We start from the raw sequence: 16,367 nt of genomic DNA, 5'->3' as shown, positions 1-16,367 counted from the left end.
GTAAATCAGATCGGAGGAAATAATTTATGAAGTTCATACATCAAATTGAAGCCTATTGTCCCGGGAATCCGCAGGAGGAAGCGGATAAAAAATTTATATTGGATTGTCTCAGACATCAGCCGGATATCTTTACCCGGAATAACCCGATGGTCCATATGACGGCGTCGGCATGGGTCGTCAATGAGGCGCGGACGAAGGTGCTGATGGTTTATCACAATATTTATCATTCATGGTCCTGGATGGGAGGGCATGCGGACGGCGAAGAGGATCTGCTGGCTGTAGCGCTGCGGGAAGTTCAGGAGGAGAGCGGTATTCGGAGTGTCCATCCGGTGACGGAGGAAATCTATTCTCTGGAGGTGCTGACGGTGGACGGTCATGTAAAGCGGGGGAAATATGTATCCTCCCATTTGCATTTGAATGTGACCTATCTTCTGGAAGCTTCCGAGGCCGACAGTCTTCATATGAAACCGGATGAAAACAGCGGTGTGGCCTGGTTCGGACTGAAAGAGGCTGTGGAGGCTTCTTCGGAACCATGGTTTAAGGAGCGGATCTATCCTAAATTAAATGCCCGGTTGAATTTAAGTTCTTTATAGCAGAAATGGCGGTTGTCCGCCATTTCTTAATTTCTCGATAACATTTTTTCAAAAAACAAACCGGCGCCAAACCAGAGAGGCGTATAGCACAGGTTGATCAATCCATGGATATTTGCAGGCTGTTCGCTGTAATCCCAGGGGCAGCGGTGAAATTTTTTCAGAACGGCACCGGTGGTGTATTCCGTGGCAAAGATAAGCAGAGTATATAAACCTCCCCGATAAAATGTACTTTTGCCATTCAACCGTTTGCTGATCGGAGACAGAAACGCGGCCAATCCATAGATTGGAAACATCCACACAGAAGTCCGGCAGGTCAGCTTGGGGTCACGTGACACTATGGAGCCCAGTCCGGTCCACAGTACTTCCATACACCAACCCGCCAGACCACAAAGAATAAAATTTTTCTTCATAGATATATTATGCCGTGGGGTGGACAAATTATTCATCCGGCGAAAAATATTCTTGATTCCCATTCATGGCAATGGTAAAGTAAATAGATAATAATAAGAAATCGCAGTAAAGAGGGAAAATGATGGGAACAGCAATCGTAACATTAAAAAAGGGCGAAGGACGGACACTTAAAGCTGGAGGAGCCTGGATTTTTGATAACGAAATTGATACAATTATGGGAAATTATGAGAACGGCGGGGATGTCATTGTCCGTGATTTCGACGGATATCCGATGGGCCGCGGTTTTATAAATAATGCTTCCAAAATCCGTGTCCGCATGATGACGCGGAATGTGGCGCAGGCGATTGATGAAGATTTTTTGAGGATGCGGGTAAAAAATGCCTGGGAATATCGGAAGAAAGTTATAGATACGGAAAGCTGCCGGGTTATTTTTGGCGAGGCGGATTTCCTTCCGGGGCTGGTTGTGGACAAATTTTCGGATGTGCTTGTTGTTCAGTCGCTGGCTTTGGGGATTGATAAATATAAAATTCAGATTATTGATTTATTAAAAGAAGTGATGGCGGAGGACGGCATTTCGATTCGCGGCGTTTATGAGCGGAGCGATGCGAAGGTACGACAGCAGGAGGGTATGGAACGGGTGAAAGGCTTCATCGGAGAAGCCTTTGACACGAAGGTGCCGATCACGGAAAACGGCGTCAAATATATGGTTGATGTGAAGGACGGTCAAAAAACGGGATTTTTCCTGGATCAAAAAGAAAACCGGAAAGCCGTGGGGCGTTTAAGCCGGGGATTTGAGGTGCTGGATTGTTTTACCCATACCGGGTCCTTTGCTTTAAACGCGGCTCTTGGCGGGGCGGCCCATGTTACCGGCGTGGATGCCTCTGAACTGGCGGTGGATCAGGCCAGAGAGAACGCCGTTTTAAATGGGGTGGATTCCTTTGTGGATTTCGTCTGCGCCGATGTTTTTGGATATCTTCCGGCTTTGGAAAAAGAAGGAAAAAAATTTGATCTGGTTGTTCTCGATCCTCCGGCCTTTACAAAATCCAGAAATTCGATCAAAAATGCGGTTAAAGGCTACCGGGAAATTAATATCCGGGGATTAAAGCTGGTGAAGGACGGCGGTTATCTGGCAACCTGTTCCTGTTCTCATTTTATGGATTATGAGCGATTTACGGAAACAATTCAGCAGGCGGCCCGCAGCGCCCATAAGCGTCTGCGGCAGGTGGAATTCCGAACTCAGGCGCCGGACCATCCGATTTTATGGGCGGCGGATGAATCTTATTATTTGAAATTTTATATTTTTCAGGTGTGCGACGAAAAGTAGGTGACGATAAAGTGAATCAAATGACATATAGAGAGACGATGGATTGGATTCAGCAGATCGGAAAATCCGGGATCATCCTCGGGTTGGAACGGATGGAGGAACTTTTGAACCGGCTTGGCCGGCCTGAGCAGGATTTAAAAATTATTCATGTGGCCGGGACAAACGGCAAGGGCTCGGTCTGCACATTTATTGCGGCCATTTTGGAGGCGGCAGGTTATAAGGTTGGACGATATATTTCGCCAACCTTATATGATTATAGAGAGCGGATTCAGATGAATGGCGTTTATATTGAGCCGGAGGCTTTAGCCGAGGGAATGAGCGTCATTCGGGAAGTATGTGAGGGCATGGCGGCGGATGGTATGGAAGTGCCGACGGTGTTTGAAGTGGAGACCGCTCTTGGATTTTGGTATTTTAAGAAAAATGGCTGTGATTTTGTTGTCCTTGAAACGGGGATGGGAGGCCGGCTGGATTCCACCAATGCGGTGGCCCATCCGATACTGTCGGTGATCACTTCCATCTCGATGGATCATATGGCACAGCTTGGAAATACACTTGCTGCGATTGCATTTGAAAAAGCGGGTATACTAAAGCCGGGAGCACCGGCAGTCATTGCGCCCCAGAAACCGGCAGCCATGGAGGTTCTTTTAGAGCAATGCCGCGAAAAAGGGGTTTCTCCTGAAATTGTGGACCGGAATTGGCTGACAGTCAAAGAAAGGCGGCTTTTTGAAGCCTGTCAGATTTTTGATTATAAGCAGTATAAAAATTTAACGATTCATTTGAGCGGGACGTATCAGGTGGAAAATGCCTGTGTCGCCATCGAGGCTGTCGAGGCGCTGAAATTGGAGAATCCGATGCGGACAGCGATCATTCAGGGACTTGCAAGGGCTGAATGGCCGGGAAGATTTCAGTGCCTGTCTGAGGAACCGTTGATTTTTATTGACGGCGCCCACAATGAGGACGGCGCAGCGGCGTTAAGAGAGTCGATTGAAGCTTATTTTCCGGAGCGGCGAAAAATTCTTATCATGGGAGTTTTTGCGGATAAAGACTATAGGGCTATTTTAAAAGAAATGCAGAGCGTTTCCAAAACACTGATCAGTTTTACACCCGAAAATGCCCGCGGGCTCGACAGCGCCGAATTAAAAAATGCGGCTCAGCCTTATTTTGAGCAGGCGATCAACGCAAAAACGGCCGGAAACGCCCTTGATATTGCGAAAAGACGGGCGAAATCCGGGGATGTTATAATAATTTTCGGTTCATTATCAACTATTTCGACATTTTATGATATACTGTGAACAGTTAGAAAACATGTAGTGGAGGCTGACATGATAGATGAAAATAAAATCGAGGAAGGCATACGGCTGCTGTTAGAGGGCATCGGCGAGAATCTGGAGCGCCCGGGACTGATCGACACACCGCGCCGTATTGCAAAAATGTACAGAGAGATCTACGGCGGATTGGATGAGGATGCGGCGGTGCATCTGGGAAAGACCTTCCCGGCGGTAAATAATGAATTGGTGCTGGAGAAGGACATTACATTTTATTCAACCTGCGAGCACCATTTGCTGCCTTTTTACGGGAAAGCGCATATTGCCTACATCCCGGACAATAAGGTGGTGGGCCTGAGTAAATTGGCGCGGACGGTGGATGTGTTTGCCAGACGTCCCCAGATTCAGGAACAGATGACGGCCCAGATCGGAGATGCCATTATGGATTGTTTAAAACCGAAAGGGGTTATGGTCATCCTGCAGGCGGAGCATATGTGCATGACGATGCGGGGAATTAAAAAACCGGGAAGTCAGACGGTGACTTATGTCTGCCGGGGAGCCTTTGAGAACGATACGGCGCTGCAGCAGATGGTCTTTCGGATGGTGCAGTCATGAGTCCGGCGGCAGGATGGAATGAAATTCCGAAGGATATGGCCCGGATTCAGGAGATTCTGCAGCATGAAGAGTTCAGAAAGGCCATGGAGTGGATTGATGTTTTGGAGAAAGAACGTATATTTTGCGGTCATGGGATGGGCCATTTGCTGGATGTGGCCCGGATTGCCTGGATTGACAATCTGGAGCAGGAGGCGGGCTTTCGAAAAGATGTGGTCTATGCAGCGGGGCTTCTCCATGATGTGGGAAAATATCTTCAATATAAAGAGGGAATTCCGCATCATATTTCCAGCGAAAAGCTGGCTCGGCAGATTCTTGCGGATACGGGGTTTAATGCGGATGAGAGGGAACTCATCTGCCAGGCAATTTTGAGCCACCGGGACAGGGCCGAGGCCCGGACAAGTCCTCTGGGGCGTATGATTTACCGGGCAGATAAAATATCCCGGCCGTGCTATGCCTGCGGGGCGTCTGCGGAATGTAACTGGAGTGAAGAAAAAAAGACAGCGGGAGTGATCGCATGAAGAAAACAATGACAATCGGCGGAAAGGAATTTGAGCGGGCGGGGCATACCTATATCATGGGGATATTGAATGTGACGCCGGATTCATTTTCCGACGGCGGAAAATATACAACTCTTGATAAAGCGCTGCGGCATGCGGAGCAGATGATCGCGGAGGGGGCGGATATCATTGATATCGGCGGTGAATCCACCCGGCCGGGACATACTTTGATTTCCGATGAGGAAGAGAAGGAACGGGTACTCCCGGTCATTGAGGCCGTAAAAAAACGATTTGATGTGCCGGTTTCGGTGGACACTTATAAATCCGGTGTGGCGGAAGAAGCCGTTAAGGCCGGAGCAGATTTGATCAATGATATCTGGGGCTTAAAATACGATAAAAAACTTGCGGAAGTGATTGCCGGGGCGAAGGTGCCGTGCTGCCTGATGCATAATCGGCAGACAGCGGATTATAAGCATTTTATGACGGATTGTCTGAATGATTTAAAAGAAAGCCTTGCCATCGCGAAGACCGCCGGTATCGGAGAGCATCAGATTATTCTGGACCCGGGCGTCGGATTTGGAAAGACCTATGAGCATAATCTCATAGTAATGAAACATTTGGACGCATTTCGGGAGTTGGGATATCCGGTGCTTTTGGGTACTTCCAGAAAATCCATGATCGGGCTGACGCTGGATCTGCCGGCCGGTCAGAGAGTGGAAGGGACGCTGGTGACAACGGTAATGGGCGTTATGGCCGGAATAAGTTTTGTCCGTGTCCATGATGTGGAAGCCAATCGGCGGGCGATACAAATGGCCGAGGCGATTTTGAAAGTGCGGGAGGAATCAATTTGGGACACATTGGGATAAGAGATTTGGAAGTGTTTGCCTATCATGGCGTTTATCCTGAAGAGACAGAAAAGGGGCAGATGTTTTATGTGTCGGCAGATTTATATCCGGACACATGGGAGGCAGAGCACAGAGATGATCTGGATTCTTCGGTGGATTATGGCGCTGTCTGCGAATATATCAAAGAAGTGATGACGCGGCAGAATTATAAGCTGATCGAGCGGGCCGCCGGGGAAATCTGCGAAGGTTTAATGCTGAATTTTCCCAAGCTTCATAAAGCCTGCGTAAAATTGTATAAGCCGGAAGCTCCGATACCGATTCCATTCGGAACGGTGTATGTCGAGGCCTGCCGTGAATGGCGGGAAGTTTATATAGGAATCGGCAGCAATATGGGAGATAAAGAAAAAAATATTCGGTCTGCTGTTGATTTATTATCGCAGACTGAGGGAATTCAGGTGGAAAAAGTTTCTGCATTAATTCAAACCGAGCCCTACGGCTATACGGAGCAGGATGAATTTTTAAACGGCTGTCTGAAACTGAAGACATGGCTGCCGCCGGAAGAGCTGCTGAAACGCACTCAGGAGATTGAAAGGCTCCTGCATCGCGAGCGGAAGATTCACTGGGGGCCGAGGACCATTGATCTGGATATCCTTTTGTATGGGGAAGAAGTGATACACACCAGGGATCTGAGTGTGCCCCACCCGGATATGATCAATCGCCGCTTTGTGCTGGAACCGCTGGATGAAATTGCCGGTTGGGCATGGCATCCGGTGGAGAAAAAAACGATTCACCAATTAAAGGAAATATTGAATAAGAAGGAGGCAATGAGTCATGATTGATCTGCATGTACATTTAGCCGGTTCCTTAAAACCGGCAACAATTATTGAATATGCCAAGGAGAGAAATGTCCCTTTGCCCACCTATAATGCTTCAGAGCTTGAAAGCTATCTGGAGGCGCCGGATCACTGTGAGGATACGGCGGAGTTTTATGAACTGTGTGATATGACGGACTGGGTTTTGCAGGATCGCCGCGCCATTCGCCGTGCCATGTCTGAAATGGTTCGGGAACTGGACAGCCAGGGGGTTATGTACGCGGAGATTCGTTTTTCACCGTCGGAATGTACGCTGGGCGGACTGCGCCAGGGGGATGCGGTAGCGGCAGCGTTGGAAGGTTTGGCGCGTGGGATGCAGGAAAGCCGCCGGATCCGTGCCAATCTGGTACTCTGCATTATACCGAAAATGGATGAGCATGAGTCCTTTGAAACTCTTGTGGAAGCGAAAAAACACTTGCGTAAAGGGGTCTGCGGTCTGGACCTTCTGCTGGATGAAAAGCTCTATGAGACAGATGTTTATGACTGGCTTTTTTCTCTGATCAAGGAAGAGCATATTCCGTTTACGGTTCATGCAGGGCAGTATAATACGGACAGTATGCGCAAGGCAATTCGATATGGAGCCCAGAGGATCAGCCAGGGCCTACATATTTTAGACGATGATGACCTTCTCCAGGAGATCATCAACCGGAAGGTGGTTGTCGAATGTTGTCCGGCCAGCAATCTGAAGCTGGGATCTGTGGAAAATTACAGTCATCATCCGATTCGAAAGCTTTTTGACCGGGGAGTGCCGGTGTGTGTTTGTACGGATCGTCTGAGGGTGTCCGGGATCACTCTGGCCGAGGAATACCGAAAGCTTGAGCGGTATCTCGGCTTTACGCCATATGAAATTTATCAGATGAATCAAAATGCGGTCAGCGGCGCTTTTCTTTCCCAAATGGAAAAGGACCGCCTGAGATTTGATTTGTATGAGGCCAACAAGGCAATCGTGGACAAGGAGTAAAAGACAATGGAAGAGTTAATAAAATTACGTGATGAGATTGACGTGATTGATGATCAGATAGTCAGTCTTTTCGAACAGCGCATGGCGGTGGCGGAGAGAGTTGCCGCCTTCAAACGGGGAGTTGGGAAACCTGTTCTGGATAAAGAGCGGGAAAAGAGTAAAATACAGAAAGTGACGGAAAAAACGTCAAATGCTTTTAACCGTCAGGCGGTTGAATCTCTTTTCGGGCAGATCATGGCTGTCAGCCGTATGCTTCAGTATCAGCGTTTAGCCAGTGAGCGGAGCGATGTGGAAGGTTTTCGGGTGCAGGATATGGTGACGACGCCGAAGACAAAGGTTGTCTATACCGGCGTTCCGGGGGCTTATGCGGAGGCGGCGATGGACGGTTATTTTGGAACGGAAATCTCAGGTTTTAACGTGGAAACCTTTGGGGATGCCATGGAGGCGGTTCACAACGGAGAGGCCGAGTATGGTGTTCTGCCTATCGAAAATTCTTCTACAGGCAGCGTAAATGATGTTTATGACCTGTTATCCGCTTATGATAATCATATTGTGGGGGAAACGATGATTAAGATCGAACATGCCCTTCTGGGACTTCCGGGAAGCCGGATTGAAGATATCCGTACCGTTTATTCCCATCCTCAGGGTTTGATGCAGTGCAGCCGTTTCCTTGATGGACGCAGAGACTGGCAGCAGGTCAGCCTGCAGAATACGGCGGCGTCGGCCAAACGGGTTTTAGATGACGGGGATATGACTCAGGCGGCCATTGCCAGCAAACAGGCAGCCCGGAATTTTGGACTGACGGTGTTGAAAGAAAAGTTGAATGATCTGGATAAAAATTTTACCCGGTTTGTCATTATAAGCCATGAAAAAGTATTTCAGGAAAAAGCGGACAAGATCAGCGTCTGCTTTGAAGTACCTCATGAGAGTGGTACGCTGTACAATATTCTCGGTCATTTTATTTTCAACGGATTGAATATGACTCGTATTGAATCCCGTCCGATTCAGGGAAAACCGTGGCAGTATCGTTTCTTTGTTGATTTTAACGGGAATTTGAGGGAGCAGGCCGTGAGAAATGCCCTTCACGGTATTCAGTCGGAAACCGAGGGATTCCGTATTCTTGGAAACTATGTAGGAGTGGAGCAGGGACAATGAAGATCAGAGTACATGAGTTAATTTTATACCGTAATTTTGCGGAAACTATTTTTCAGGATATGGCCGATGTGGCAAACAATTATTCCAATGAAGACTGCGACAGGGAGGCGCTGATCGACAAACTGTACCAGTGTATCAATGAGATCGTCACTATCGCCCGAGATCACGGCTTCAACGGCAATCTCTGGCATGGTTATCTCACCTATCTTTTGACAACCAATGAGAATGCTTTCAGCATGTCCTGCGAAAAAAAAGGAGCTGTTGAGGGCAGCATTAATGAGCTGGCGCTGCATGATCTGCGCATTTTTAAGGAAGCCTATGATGTGGACTGGGATGACATAGAAAAGGAGCTTGGTGTCCATTTTATCAGTATGATCCGCGCTTTTCACAGCCCGGACAATATGGGGATCGTCTACAGCCAGAGTTTGAGGGAGCGGATCAATGAGTTGAACGGTCAGCTGGCCGCTGCCGAAGATATCCATCGGATGTATGATGTGCTGACGGATTTTTATAAAGATTACGGTGTGGGAAAATTCGGACTTCACCGGGCATTTAAAATTATCAGTGACGGTCAGGAGCCGGAGATCGCGCCGATCACGCGGACAGAAAAGGTGGTTCTCTCGGACATTGTCGGCTATGAGCTTCAGAAGAAAAAGCTCAGAGATAATACGGAGGCGTTTATTCAGGGAAAGAAAGCGAATAACGTCCTGCTTTACGGAGACAGCGGTACGGGAAAATCGACAAGTATTAAAGCCATTTTGAATGAATATTATAAAGACGGACTCCGCATGATTGAAATATATAAACATCAGTTTAAAGATATTTCAAATGTCATTGCCCAGATTAAAAATCGCAATTATAAATATATTCTGTATATGGATGATTTGTCCTTTGAAGAATTTGAGATTGAATATAAATATTTGAAGGCAATTATTGAGGGCGGGCTGGAAACAAAGCCGGATAATGTGGTCATTTATGCCACATCGAATCGGCGGCACCTTATCCGTGAGACATGGGGTGACAGAAAGCAGGCGCCGGATGATGTGCATGGCAATGATTCCATGCAGGAAAAATTGTCGCTGGCCAGCCGGTTTGGTGAATCTATTTACTATGGAAAGCCGAATCAGAAAGAATATCTGGAAATTGCCAGAGAACTGGCGAAGCGTTATGCTATCACTATGAGTGAAGCAGAGATTGAGCAGGAAGCTGTCAAGTGGGAGCTTGGCCATGGCGGCCGTTCCGGACGGACAGCGCAGCAGTTTATCAATCATCTGATTGGAACTGCGGAATAAGTAGAAAGGAGGCAGATCGGATGCCCATACAGATGTTGGCAGCTATTGATGTAGGTTCAAGCGAGGTCGCAATGAAAATTTATCAGTTTTCCAAACGGACCGGGATTCAGGAGGTTGAATATGTCCGTTCGATGGTCGAACTTGGGGCAGATACCTATAATACGGGAATCATTTCCTATGACACCGCACGGGAGTTGTGCGGCGTTTTGGGAGGCTTTGTGGATAAACTGAAGGAATATCGGATTGAAAAGTATGTGGCTTATGCGGGGAGCGCCATGCGGGAGGCGGCCAACCGGGATTTGGTTTTGGATCAGATTCGGCTGCATACCGGGTTGGATGTACAGATTATCGGAAATGCGCAGCAGAGATTTCTTGTATTGCAGTCATTGGCGGGAACCATGCGTCAGTTTGAATCCCTTTCCAAAGAAGGAATGGCGGTGGTGGATCTTTCTTCGGGAAGTCTGCAGGTATCCGTGTATGCGGACGGCGCTTTGCAGTGGACCCAGAATCTTAAACTGGGCTCCTTAAGAATCCGGGAGATCCTTGCGGATATTGAGCAGCAAACCACATCCTTTGTCCATGTCATGGAGGATTATATCGGCAATGATCTGCGGACATTGCAGCGGCTTATCATTAAGGAACACCGGGTAAAGCATGTGATCGTTCTCGGCGAGGGGATTGCCTCACTGCTGAATACGGTCAATGCCTCTAAAAACAGGGAAAGCTTTACGGTTTTTCAGTTTGAAAAGTTTTATATAAAACTGATGCAGAGCCGGGAGGAGGATATTTCAAAGAAATATAATATCCCTTATGAGACAGCCTCCGTGTTGAAACCGTCGATGATCATTTTTAAAAATCTGGTGGAAATGCTTGGCGGAGAGGTTGTCTGGGCTTCGGATGTCGGGTTGTGCGACGGTATTCTGGCAGATTATGTGCGCAGCCGTCACATGGTGAAAAATACCCGGGATTTTACGGAAGACATTATCTCTGTGACCCGGCAGATGGCGAAGCATTATGAAAGTGATATGAGTCATACCCGGAATGTGGAGCAGTTGTCTATGACAATTTTTGACAGTATCCGCAAAATATCCGGTTTGACCCAGAGAGACCGTCTGCTGCTCCAGGTGTCAGGGATACTTCACGATTGTGGAAAATACGTAAATATGATGCGCGGCACGGACAACACTTATTATCTTATTTTAAATACGGAGATTATCGGCCTTTCTGAGGAGGAAAAACGAATTGTCGCCAATGCGATTCGATTTAATTCCAACAGCGAGGTGCCGGAATATGCCGAGGTCGCCGGAGAGATGAATCATATGAGTTATGTGCGGATGCTGAAAATTGCCGCCATTCTCCGACTGGCGAACGGCATGGACCGAAGTCATCTGCAGCGGATTCAGGATATCCGTGTCACTGTGAAGAAAAATGAATTGAAAATTATGGCAAATACCATTTATGATATTACGCTGGAGCAGGGAATGATGGACAGCAGAGCTCATTTCTTTGAGCAGATTTACGGCCTTCGTCCGATTCTCCGGCAAAAACGAAGGGGGTAATCGGGATGGATGTGAGTAAAGCAGAATATTTCACGAACAGGGAACTGAGCTGGCTGGATTTTAATTATCGTGTTCTCGGGGAAGCCAGAGATAAGACGATTCCCCTTTTTGAACGATTAAAATTTTTGAGTATCACATCGTCAAATCTGGATGAGTTTTTTATGATTCGTGTGGCGTCATTAAAGGATATGGTCAATGCGAAATATGTGAAACCGGATATTGCGGGAATGACGCCACAGATGCAGCTGGATGCGATCAGCAAGAAAACTCATGATTTGGTGAATACCCAATATACAACCTATAACCGTTCTTTAAAGCCCATGTTGAAACAAAACGGGCTGACGATTATTGACTCCTATGAGGATTTGAGTGAAAAACAGAAAAACTATGTGAATCAGTATTTTCAGCAGGATGTGTATCCGGTGCTGACGCCGATGGCCGTGGATTCTTCCCGTCCATTTCCGCTGATCCGCAATAAATCTTTAAATATCGGCGCTTTGATCTCAGATAAAGAGGATGAATCCATATACGATTTTGCGACGGTTCAGGTGCCTTCGGTGCTTCCGAGGTTTATAGAGATCCCATCAAGTGAAAAGGGTCATAAGACGTTAATTTTGCTGGAACAGGTGATTGAAATGAATATTCAGAAGCTGTTCCTGAATTATAAAGTTATCTGTGCCCATCCGTATCGGATTATGCGGAATGCGGATTTGAGTATTGATGAAGAGGATGCGGCGGACCTTTTGAAAGAAATTCAGAAGCAGCTGAAGCGCCGACAGTGGGGAGAAGTTATCCGACTGGAAGTGGAAGACAGTATGGATAAGCGGCTTCTTAAAATTTTGAAAAAAGCCATGAATGTGGGTGAGACTTCGATTTATCGGATCAACGGGCCGCTGGATCTGACATTTTTGATGAAGGTGAACGGGCTGGATGGGTATGATCATTTGAAATATCCGAAATATCAGCCCCAGCTCTCAAAGGATATTAATCCGGAAGAAGACCTGTTTACTCAGATTCGCCGGAAAGATATATTATTATTCCATCCGTTTCAGAGTTTTGACACGGTGGTTGATTTTGTGCGCCAGGCGGCGAAGGACCCGGATGTCTTGGCTATCAAGCAGACCCTTTACCGGGTCAGCGGCAATTCGCCGATCATCGCTTCTTTGGCCGAGGCCGCGGAGAATGGCAAGCAGGTGACGGTGCTGGTTGAGCTGAAGGCCCGATTTGATGAGGAAAACAATATCATCTGGGCGAAAAAGCTTGAAAAAGCCGGCTGCCATGTTATTTATGGACTGGTGGGGTTAAAGACTCACAGCAAGATCACCCTTGTTGTCCGTCAGGAAGAAGACGGAATCCGCCGTTATGTCCATCTTGGAACGGGAAATTATAACGACAGCACGGCAAAAATGTATACGGATATGGGGCTTTTAACCTGCGCAAAACCAATCGGTGAAGATGCCACCGCCGTATTTAATATGCTTTCGGGATATTCGGAGCCTTTAGCCTGGAACAAGCTGTCTCTGGCGCCTCTCTGGCTTCGCGACCGTTTTATTGAACTGATTCATCAGGAGGAGGTCAATGCCCGGGAAGGCCGTCCGGCCCATATTATTGCAAAAATGAATTCCCTTTGTGATAAAGGAATTATTATGGCCTTATATAAAGCGTCTGCGGCCGGGGTCAAAATCGAATTGATCATCCGGGGGATCTGCTGCCTGAAAACGGGAATTCCGGGAATTAGCGAAAATATTACCGTAAAATCCATCGTCGGCAATTTCCTTGAACACAGCCGTATTTTCTACTTCTATAATAACGGTTGGGAAAATGTATTTATGGGAAGTGCGGACTGGATGCCGAGAAACCTGGACCGCCGTGTGGAAATCATGTTCCCGGTGGAAGATGAGGCGTGCAAAAAAGAAGTGATGCACATTTTGGATATTCAGCTTCAGGATAATGTCAAAGCCCATTATCTTCAGCCGGATGACACTTATCAGAAGCCGGACAAACGGGGTAAGACATTGGTGTCTTCTCAGGATTATTTCTGTCAGGAAGCTATGGAAGCGGCGGCAGAGGATAAGAAAAAGGATGAAGAACTCAGCCGGGTATTTGAGCCGATGTATCATAATGAAGAGGAAATGTGAATCAGATTTTTACAAAAAAATTTTCGAAAAATTCAAAAAACTGTTGACAAGGAAGATATTCTATTGTATACTCATACTTGCCTTTGAGATGAGGCAGTAAGCGCGAGTGGCTCAGTGGTGGAGTATCGCCTTGCCAAGGCGAGGGTCGCGGGTTCGAATCCCGTCTCGCGCTCTGAAAGAACCCGATAGTTTATCGGGTTCTTTTCATTTTCAAAAGAATTTGAAAAATGGAACTTCGGGAAAAAATAAGAAAGGCGGCGAAAAGATGATTAAACACATCGTATGTTTCAAGTTGAAAGACAACAGTGATGCTAATAAGCAGGAGACAAAAGAACTTCTTATGTCCATGAAGGATAAGGTGCCGATGGTGCGGGATATTCAGGTTGGCGTGGACTTCTTAAAATCTCCGCGTTCCTATGATATCATTCTTCAGGTGGAGCTGGATGACAGAGAGGCATTGGATGCTTATCAGGTGGACCCGTATCATGCAGGTGTTGTTAAAGCCCATATGCATGAGGTTATGGAGGCCAGTATAGCGCTTGATTATGATTTAGACTGATCAGATAAGGCACAGATGATAATAAGCCGGAGTGTAGCGCCCCGGCTTTATTTTACGGAGGAATTATGGACGCATTTACATTATCTCTTCCTTTGCTCTGCATCATTTGCTTTTTTGTATTTCTGGCCGGCTTTGTGGATGCGGCGGCCGGGGGAGGCGGCTTGATATCCCTGCCTGCTTATATTGCTACAGGGATGCCGGCCCATGTGGCTTATGGCTGCAATAAATTTTCAAGCGCCTGCGGAACGACGCTGGCTTCCCTTCGTTTTTTCAGAAATCGGGCCATGGATGTACAGATTGCGCTGCTGGCGGCGGTCGGCTCTTTTGCGGGTTCCGGAGTGGCTGCCCGGATTGTTTTACTGCTGGATGATGCGGTTTTGAAGCGGATCGTTATCATCTTTCTGCCGGTTGCGGCTCTTGTGATTTTTTTGAATCGGGGTTATGGGGAGACGAATCAGTCGGACAGTCTTTCAAAAAGGCGTAAGTTTCTGCTGGCGTTGGTTATCGGCCTGCTGATTGGATTTTATGATGGAATGGTTGGACCGGGAACAGGGACTTTTGCCATAATTGCTTTTTCGATTCTGATGAAATACGACTTAAAAACAGCATCGGGTAATGCCAAAATTCTTAATCTGGCGTCGAATTATGCGTCACTCATCACTTATGCGTTGAGCGGCAACATCCTTTGGACGGTGGCTGTTCCGGCGGCTGTGTGTAATGTCCTCGGCAGTTACTTTGGCTCCGGGATGGCTTTAAAGAAGGGCGCTGCCTTTATACGGCCGATGATTCTTGTTGTTATGATTCTTTTGATGATTAAGATTGTATCTGATATTGTTTTATGATAAAATAGACAAATGATTCAAAACCTTTGAAGGGAGATGCAAAGATGAAATTATCACAAAAGAGGGCTGACCAGGTGACTGCGTGCATTCAGTTGTTATTGTGCGGTCTTATGGCGGCTTTTGCATTTGAACGGGAAATCCGTATTGGATACAAGGTAACTAATAAACTGAAAAAAAGGCGGCTTAAAAAAGAAAAGAGAAAGGGAACAGCAGTATGACGGATGCTTTGATTACCTGGTTTACGACCAACTTAAACGGGGTCGTATCAAAAGAAATGATTGTGTTTATTATTTCTATGGTGCCTATTCTGGAACTCCGAGGCGGGTTGGTTGCGGCGTCACTTTTGAAAATCCCTCTTTTTCAGGCAGTGGGCTTGTGTGTAGCCGGAAATATTATTCCGGTGCCCTTTATTCTGGCTTTTATCACACCGATTTTTAACTGGCTGAAAAAAACTCGGTGGCTGAAACCAAAGATTGAGAAATTGGAAGCAAAGTCCATGGGAAAGAGCGATAAGATTCAAAAATATGAATTTATCGGTTTGCTGCTCTTTGTCGGGATTCCGCTGCCGGGCACAGGCGCGTGGACCGGCTCATTGATTGCGTCATTATTGGATATAAAGTTCAAAAAAGCATTTCCGGCGATAATACTTGGGATTTGCATGGCGACGGTGATTATGTGCATGATTACTTATTTTATCCCATGGCTGGTAACAAATGTATTTTAAGGTTTGTGTATGCTCTGCCAGAAGGCAGAGCATTTGCTGTATTGTGAAAAGGGAAGTGAAGCATGATGAATTATAATGATTTGATTTATGTTGTCCCGGCGGCTCTGCTGGCGATTACCGGGCATGAATTTGCCCATGGATATGTTTCCTGGAAAATGGGGGACCCGACACCGAAGGAGGATGGGCGCTTATCTTTGAACCCTTTTCAACATTTGGATTTGATGGGTACTCTTTGCCTGATATTGTTTCATTTCGGGTGGGCAAAACCGGTTCGAATTAATTCATGGTATTATAAGGAGAGGAAAAAGGGCATTTTGTGTACAGCGCTGGCGGGCCCGGCGGCAAATTTTATCATGGCTTTTATCGGCCTGTTCGGCATGGGGGTGATTTATAAATTCACCTCCGGCCATGCGGGAAATGCTGCGGTGTATGCCTTCAATTTTTTGAATTATTTTGCCGTGTTAAATATCGGTCTTGGCGTTTTTAACCTGATTCCGATTCCCCCGCTGGATGGTTCGAAGGCTTATGGAGTTTTGGTCCATGATGATGAAAGCTATATGGAAAAGCATGTCCATCGCAATGGATACTTTGTGCTGGCAATTCTTGCCGTGACGGGTCTTTTATCCATTCCGATGAGGCTGGCCCAGAGGGTGGTTATCGATTTCATGTATGGAATTGTGCGGTTTATTTTGAAAATTTAATAATTAAAATAAAT

18 protein-coding genes and 1 tRNA gene are annotated in these 16,367 nt (G+C 46.8%); 18 read left to right on the top strand and 1 reads right to left on the bottom strand.

Annotated features, from left to right (window positions below; all coding sequences use genetic code 11):
- Window positions 1–26: 26 nt before the first annotated feature.
- The gene (locus ACMN7X_RS03325; RefSeq protein ID WP_418746083.1) at window positions 27–593 is read left to right on the top strand and encodes an NUDIX hydrolase; all 567 of its coding nucleotides are present in this window, start codon (window positions 27–29) and stop codon (window positions 591–593) included.
- A gap of 26 nt (window positions 594–619) precedes the next feature.
- On the opposite strand, the gene ACMN7X_RS03320 is transcribed toward ACMN7X_RS03325, so the two are convergent.
- Window positions 620–1,003: a putative ABC transporter permease gene (locus tag ACMN7X_RS03320; protein ID WP_178042586.1), complete on the bottom strand. Its 384-nt coding sequence runs from the start codon at window positions 1,001–1,003 to the stop codon at window positions 620–622.
- Between the two features lie 122 nt (window positions 1,004–1,125).
- On the opposite strand from ACMN7X_RS03320, the gene ACMN7X_RS03315 reads away from it, so the two are divergent.
- The 17 genes from ACMN7X_RS03315 to ACMN7X_RS03235 all read left to right on the top strand — a co-directional run bounded on the left by ACMN7X_RS03315 (window position 1,126) and on the right by ACMN7X_RS03235 (window position 16,353).
- Window positions 1,126–2,328: a class I SAM-dependent rRNA methyltransferase gene (locus ACMN7X_RS03315; protein WP_418746082.1), complete on the top strand. Its 1,203-nt coding sequence runs from the start codon at window positions 1,126–1,128 to the stop codon at window positions 2,326–2,328.
- Window positions 2,329–2,348: 20 nt separating this feature from the next.
- Window positions 2,349–3,620 carry a bifunctional folylpolyglutamate synthase/dihydrofolate synthase gene (locus tag ACMN7X_RS03310; protein WP_418746101.1) on the top strand — a complete coding sequence of 424 codons (1,272 nt, stop codon included), beginning with the start codon at window positions 2,349–2,351 and terminating at the stop codon, window positions 3,618–3,620.
- A gap of 30 nt (window positions 3,621–3,650) precedes the next feature.
- Complete coding sequence (gene folE, locus ACMN7X_RS03305; protein WP_418746081.1) at window positions 3,651–4,208, top strand: GTP cyclohydrolase I FolE; 558 nt, start codon at window positions 3,651–3,653, stop codon at window positions 4,206–4,208.
- Window positions 4,205–4,726, top strand: a complete 522-nt coding sequence (locus ACMN7X_RS03300; RefSeq protein ID WP_418746080.1) for an HD domain-containing protein — start codon at window positions 4,205–4,207, stop codon at window positions 4,724–4,726. Before folE ends, ACMN7X_RS03300 begins: the two co-directional genes overlap by 4 nt.
- Before the next feature lie 8 nt (window positions 4,727–4,734).
- A complete protein-coding gene (gene folP / locus ACMN7X_RS03295; protein ID WP_418746100.1) occupies window positions 4,735–5,571 on the top strand; it encodes a dihydropteroate synthase in 837 nt (278 codons plus the stop codon).
- Window positions 5,553–6,389: a 2-amino-4-hydroxy-6-hydroxymethyldihydropteridine diphosphokinase gene (gene folK / locus ACMN7X_RS03290; protein WP_418746079.1), complete on the top strand. Its 837-nt coding sequence runs from the start codon at window positions 5,553–5,555 to the stop codon at window positions 6,387–6,389. Before folP ends, folK begins: the two co-directional genes overlap by 19 nt.
- Window positions 6,382–7,383: an adenosine deaminase gene (gene add / locus ACMN7X_RS03285; protein ID WP_418746078.1), complete on the top strand. Its 1,002-nt coding sequence runs from the start codon at window positions 6,382–6,384 to the stop codon at window positions 7,381–7,383. The genes folK and add overlap by 8 nt, the downstream gene beginning before the upstream one ends.
- 6 nt (window positions 7,384–7,389) lie before the next feature.
- The gene (pheA, locus tag ACMN7X_RS03280) at window positions 7,390–8,538 is read left to right on the top strand and encodes a prephenate dehydratase (RefSeq protein WP_418746077.1); all 1,149 of its coding nucleotides are present in this window, start codon (window positions 7,390–7,392) and stop codon (window positions 8,536–8,538) included.
- Window positions 8,535–9,830 carry an ATP-binding protein gene (locus tag ACMN7X_RS03275; RefSeq protein WP_418746076.1) on the top strand — a complete coding sequence of 432 codons (1,296 nt, stop codon included), beginning with the start codon at window positions 8,535–8,537 and terminating at the stop codon, window positions 9,828–9,830. The genes pheA and ACMN7X_RS03275 overlap by 4 nt, the downstream gene beginning before the upstream one ends.
- 20 nt (window positions 9,831–9,850) lie before the next feature.
- Window positions 9,851–11,389, top strand: coding sequence for an HD domain-containing protein (locus ACMN7X_RS03270; RefSeq protein WP_418746075.1), 1,539 nt, complete (start codon window positions 9,851–9,853; stop codon window positions 11,387–11,389).
- Between the two features lie 5 nt (window positions 11,390–11,394).
- A complete protein-coding gene (locus ACMN7X_RS03265; RefSeq protein WP_418746074.1) occupies window positions 11,395–13,527 on the top strand; it encodes an RNA degradosome polyphosphate kinase in 2,133 nt (710 codons plus the stop codon).
- A gap of 100 nt (window positions 13,528–13,627) precedes the next feature.
- Window positions 13,628–13,699, top strand: a tRNA-Gly gene (locus ACMN7X_RS03260).
- Window positions 13,700–13,792: 93 nt separating this feature from the next.
- Window positions 13,793–14,086 (top strand): Dabb family protein, encoded by a 294-nt coding sequence (locus ACMN7X_RS03255; RefSeq protein ID WP_418746073.1) that lies wholly within the window; start codon window positions 13,793–13,795, stop codon window positions 14,084–14,086.
- Between the two features lie 65 nt (window positions 14,087–14,151).
- Window positions 14,152–14,928, top strand: a complete 777-nt coding sequence (locus tag ACMN7X_RS03250) for a TSUP family transporter (RefSeq protein ID WP_418746072.1) — start codon at window positions 14,152–14,154, stop codon at window positions 14,926–14,928.
- Between the two features lie 44 nt (window positions 14,929–14,972).
- A complete protein-coding gene (locus tag ACMN7X_RS03245) occupies window positions 14,973–15,146 on the top strand; it encodes a hypothetical protein (RefSeq protein WP_418746071.1) in 174 nt (57 codons plus the stop codon).
- Window positions 15,143–15,652 (top strand): COG2426 family protein, encoded by a 510-nt coding sequence (locus ACMN7X_RS03240; RefSeq protein WP_418746070.1) that lies wholly within the window; start codon window positions 15,143–15,145, stop codon window positions 15,650–15,652. Before ACMN7X_RS03245 ends, ACMN7X_RS03240 begins: the two co-directional genes overlap by 4 nt.
- Before the next feature lie 62 nt (window positions 15,653–15,714).
- Entirely contained in the window at window positions 15,715–16,353 is a 639-nt protein-coding gene (locus tag ACMN7X_RS03235) for a site-2 protease family protein (RefSeq protein ID WP_418746069.1), read from the top strand.
- Window positions 16,354–16,367: the final 14 nt, after the last annotated feature.

This window comes from Frisingicoccus sp. (genome assembly GCF_048388605.1).
Classification (GTDB): Bacteria; Bacillota; Clostridia; order Lachnospirales; family Lachnospiraceae; genus Frisingicoccus.
This window is presented reverse-complemented; position numbering and strand designations above follow the sequence as displayed.

Coding starts and splice junctions, on each gene's coding strand:
- ACMN7X_RS03325 (WP_418746083.1), top strand. CDS start 27: ATGAAGTTCATACATCAAATTGAAGCCTATTGTCCCGGGAATCCGCAG.
- ACMN7X_RS03320 (WP_178042586.1), bottom strand. CDS start 1,003: ATGAAGAAAAATTTTATTCTTTGTGGTCTGGCGGGTTGGTGTATGGAA.
- ACMN7X_RS03315 (WP_418746082.1), top strand. CDS start 1,126: ATGGGAACAGCAATCGTAACATTAAAAAAGGGCGAAGGACGGACACTT.
- ACMN7X_RS03310 (WP_418746101.1), top strand. CDS start 2,349: ATGACATATAGAGAGACGATGGATTGGATTCAGCAGATCGGAAAATCC.
- folE (WP_418746081.1), top strand. CDS start 3,651: ATGATAGATGAAAATAAAATCGAGGAAGGCATACGGCTGCTGTTAGAG.
- ACMN7X_RS03300 (WP_418746080.1), top strand. CDS start 4,205: ATGAGTCCGGCGGCAGGATGGAATGAAATTCCGAAGGATATGGCCCGG.
- folP (WP_418746100.1), top strand. CDS start 4,735: ATGACAATCGGCGGAAAGGAATTTGAGCGGGCGGGGCATACCTATATC.
- add (WP_418746078.1), top strand. CDS start 6,382: ATGATTGATCTGCATGTACATTTAGCCGGTTCCTTAAAACCGGCAACA.
- pheA (WP_418746077.1), top strand. CDS start 7,390: ATGGAAGAGTTAATAAAATTACGTGATGAGATTGACGTGATTGATGAT.
- ACMN7X_RS03275 (WP_418746076.1), top strand. CDS start 8,535: ATGAAGATCAGAGTACATGAGTTAATTTTATACCGTAATTTTGCGGAA.
- ACMN7X_RS03270 (WP_418746075.1), top strand. CDS start 9,851: ATGCCCATACAGATGTTGGCAGCTATTGATGTAGGTTCAAGCGAGGTC.
- ACMN7X_RS03265 (WP_418746074.1), top strand. CDS start 11,395: ATGGATGTGAGTAAAGCAGAATATTTCACGAACAGGGAACTGAGCTGG.
- ACMN7X_RS03255 (WP_418746073.1), top strand. CDS start 13,793: ATGATTAAACACATCGTATGTTTCAAGTTGAAAGACAACAGTGATGCT.
- ACMN7X_RS03250 (WP_418746072.1), top strand. CDS start 14,152: ATGGACGCATTTACATTATCTCTTCCTTTGCTCTGCATCATTTGCTTT.
- ACMN7X_RS03245 (WP_418746071.1), top strand. CDS start 14,973: ATGAAATTATCACAAAAGAGGGCTGACCAGGTGACTGCGTGCATTCAG.
- ACMN7X_RS03240 (WP_418746070.1), top strand. CDS start 15,143: ATGACGGATGCTTTGATTACCTGGTTTACGACCAACTTAAACGGGGTC.
- ACMN7X_RS03235 (WP_418746069.1), top strand. CDS start 15,715: ATGATGAATTATAATGATTTGATTTATGTTGTCCCGGCGGCTCTGCTG.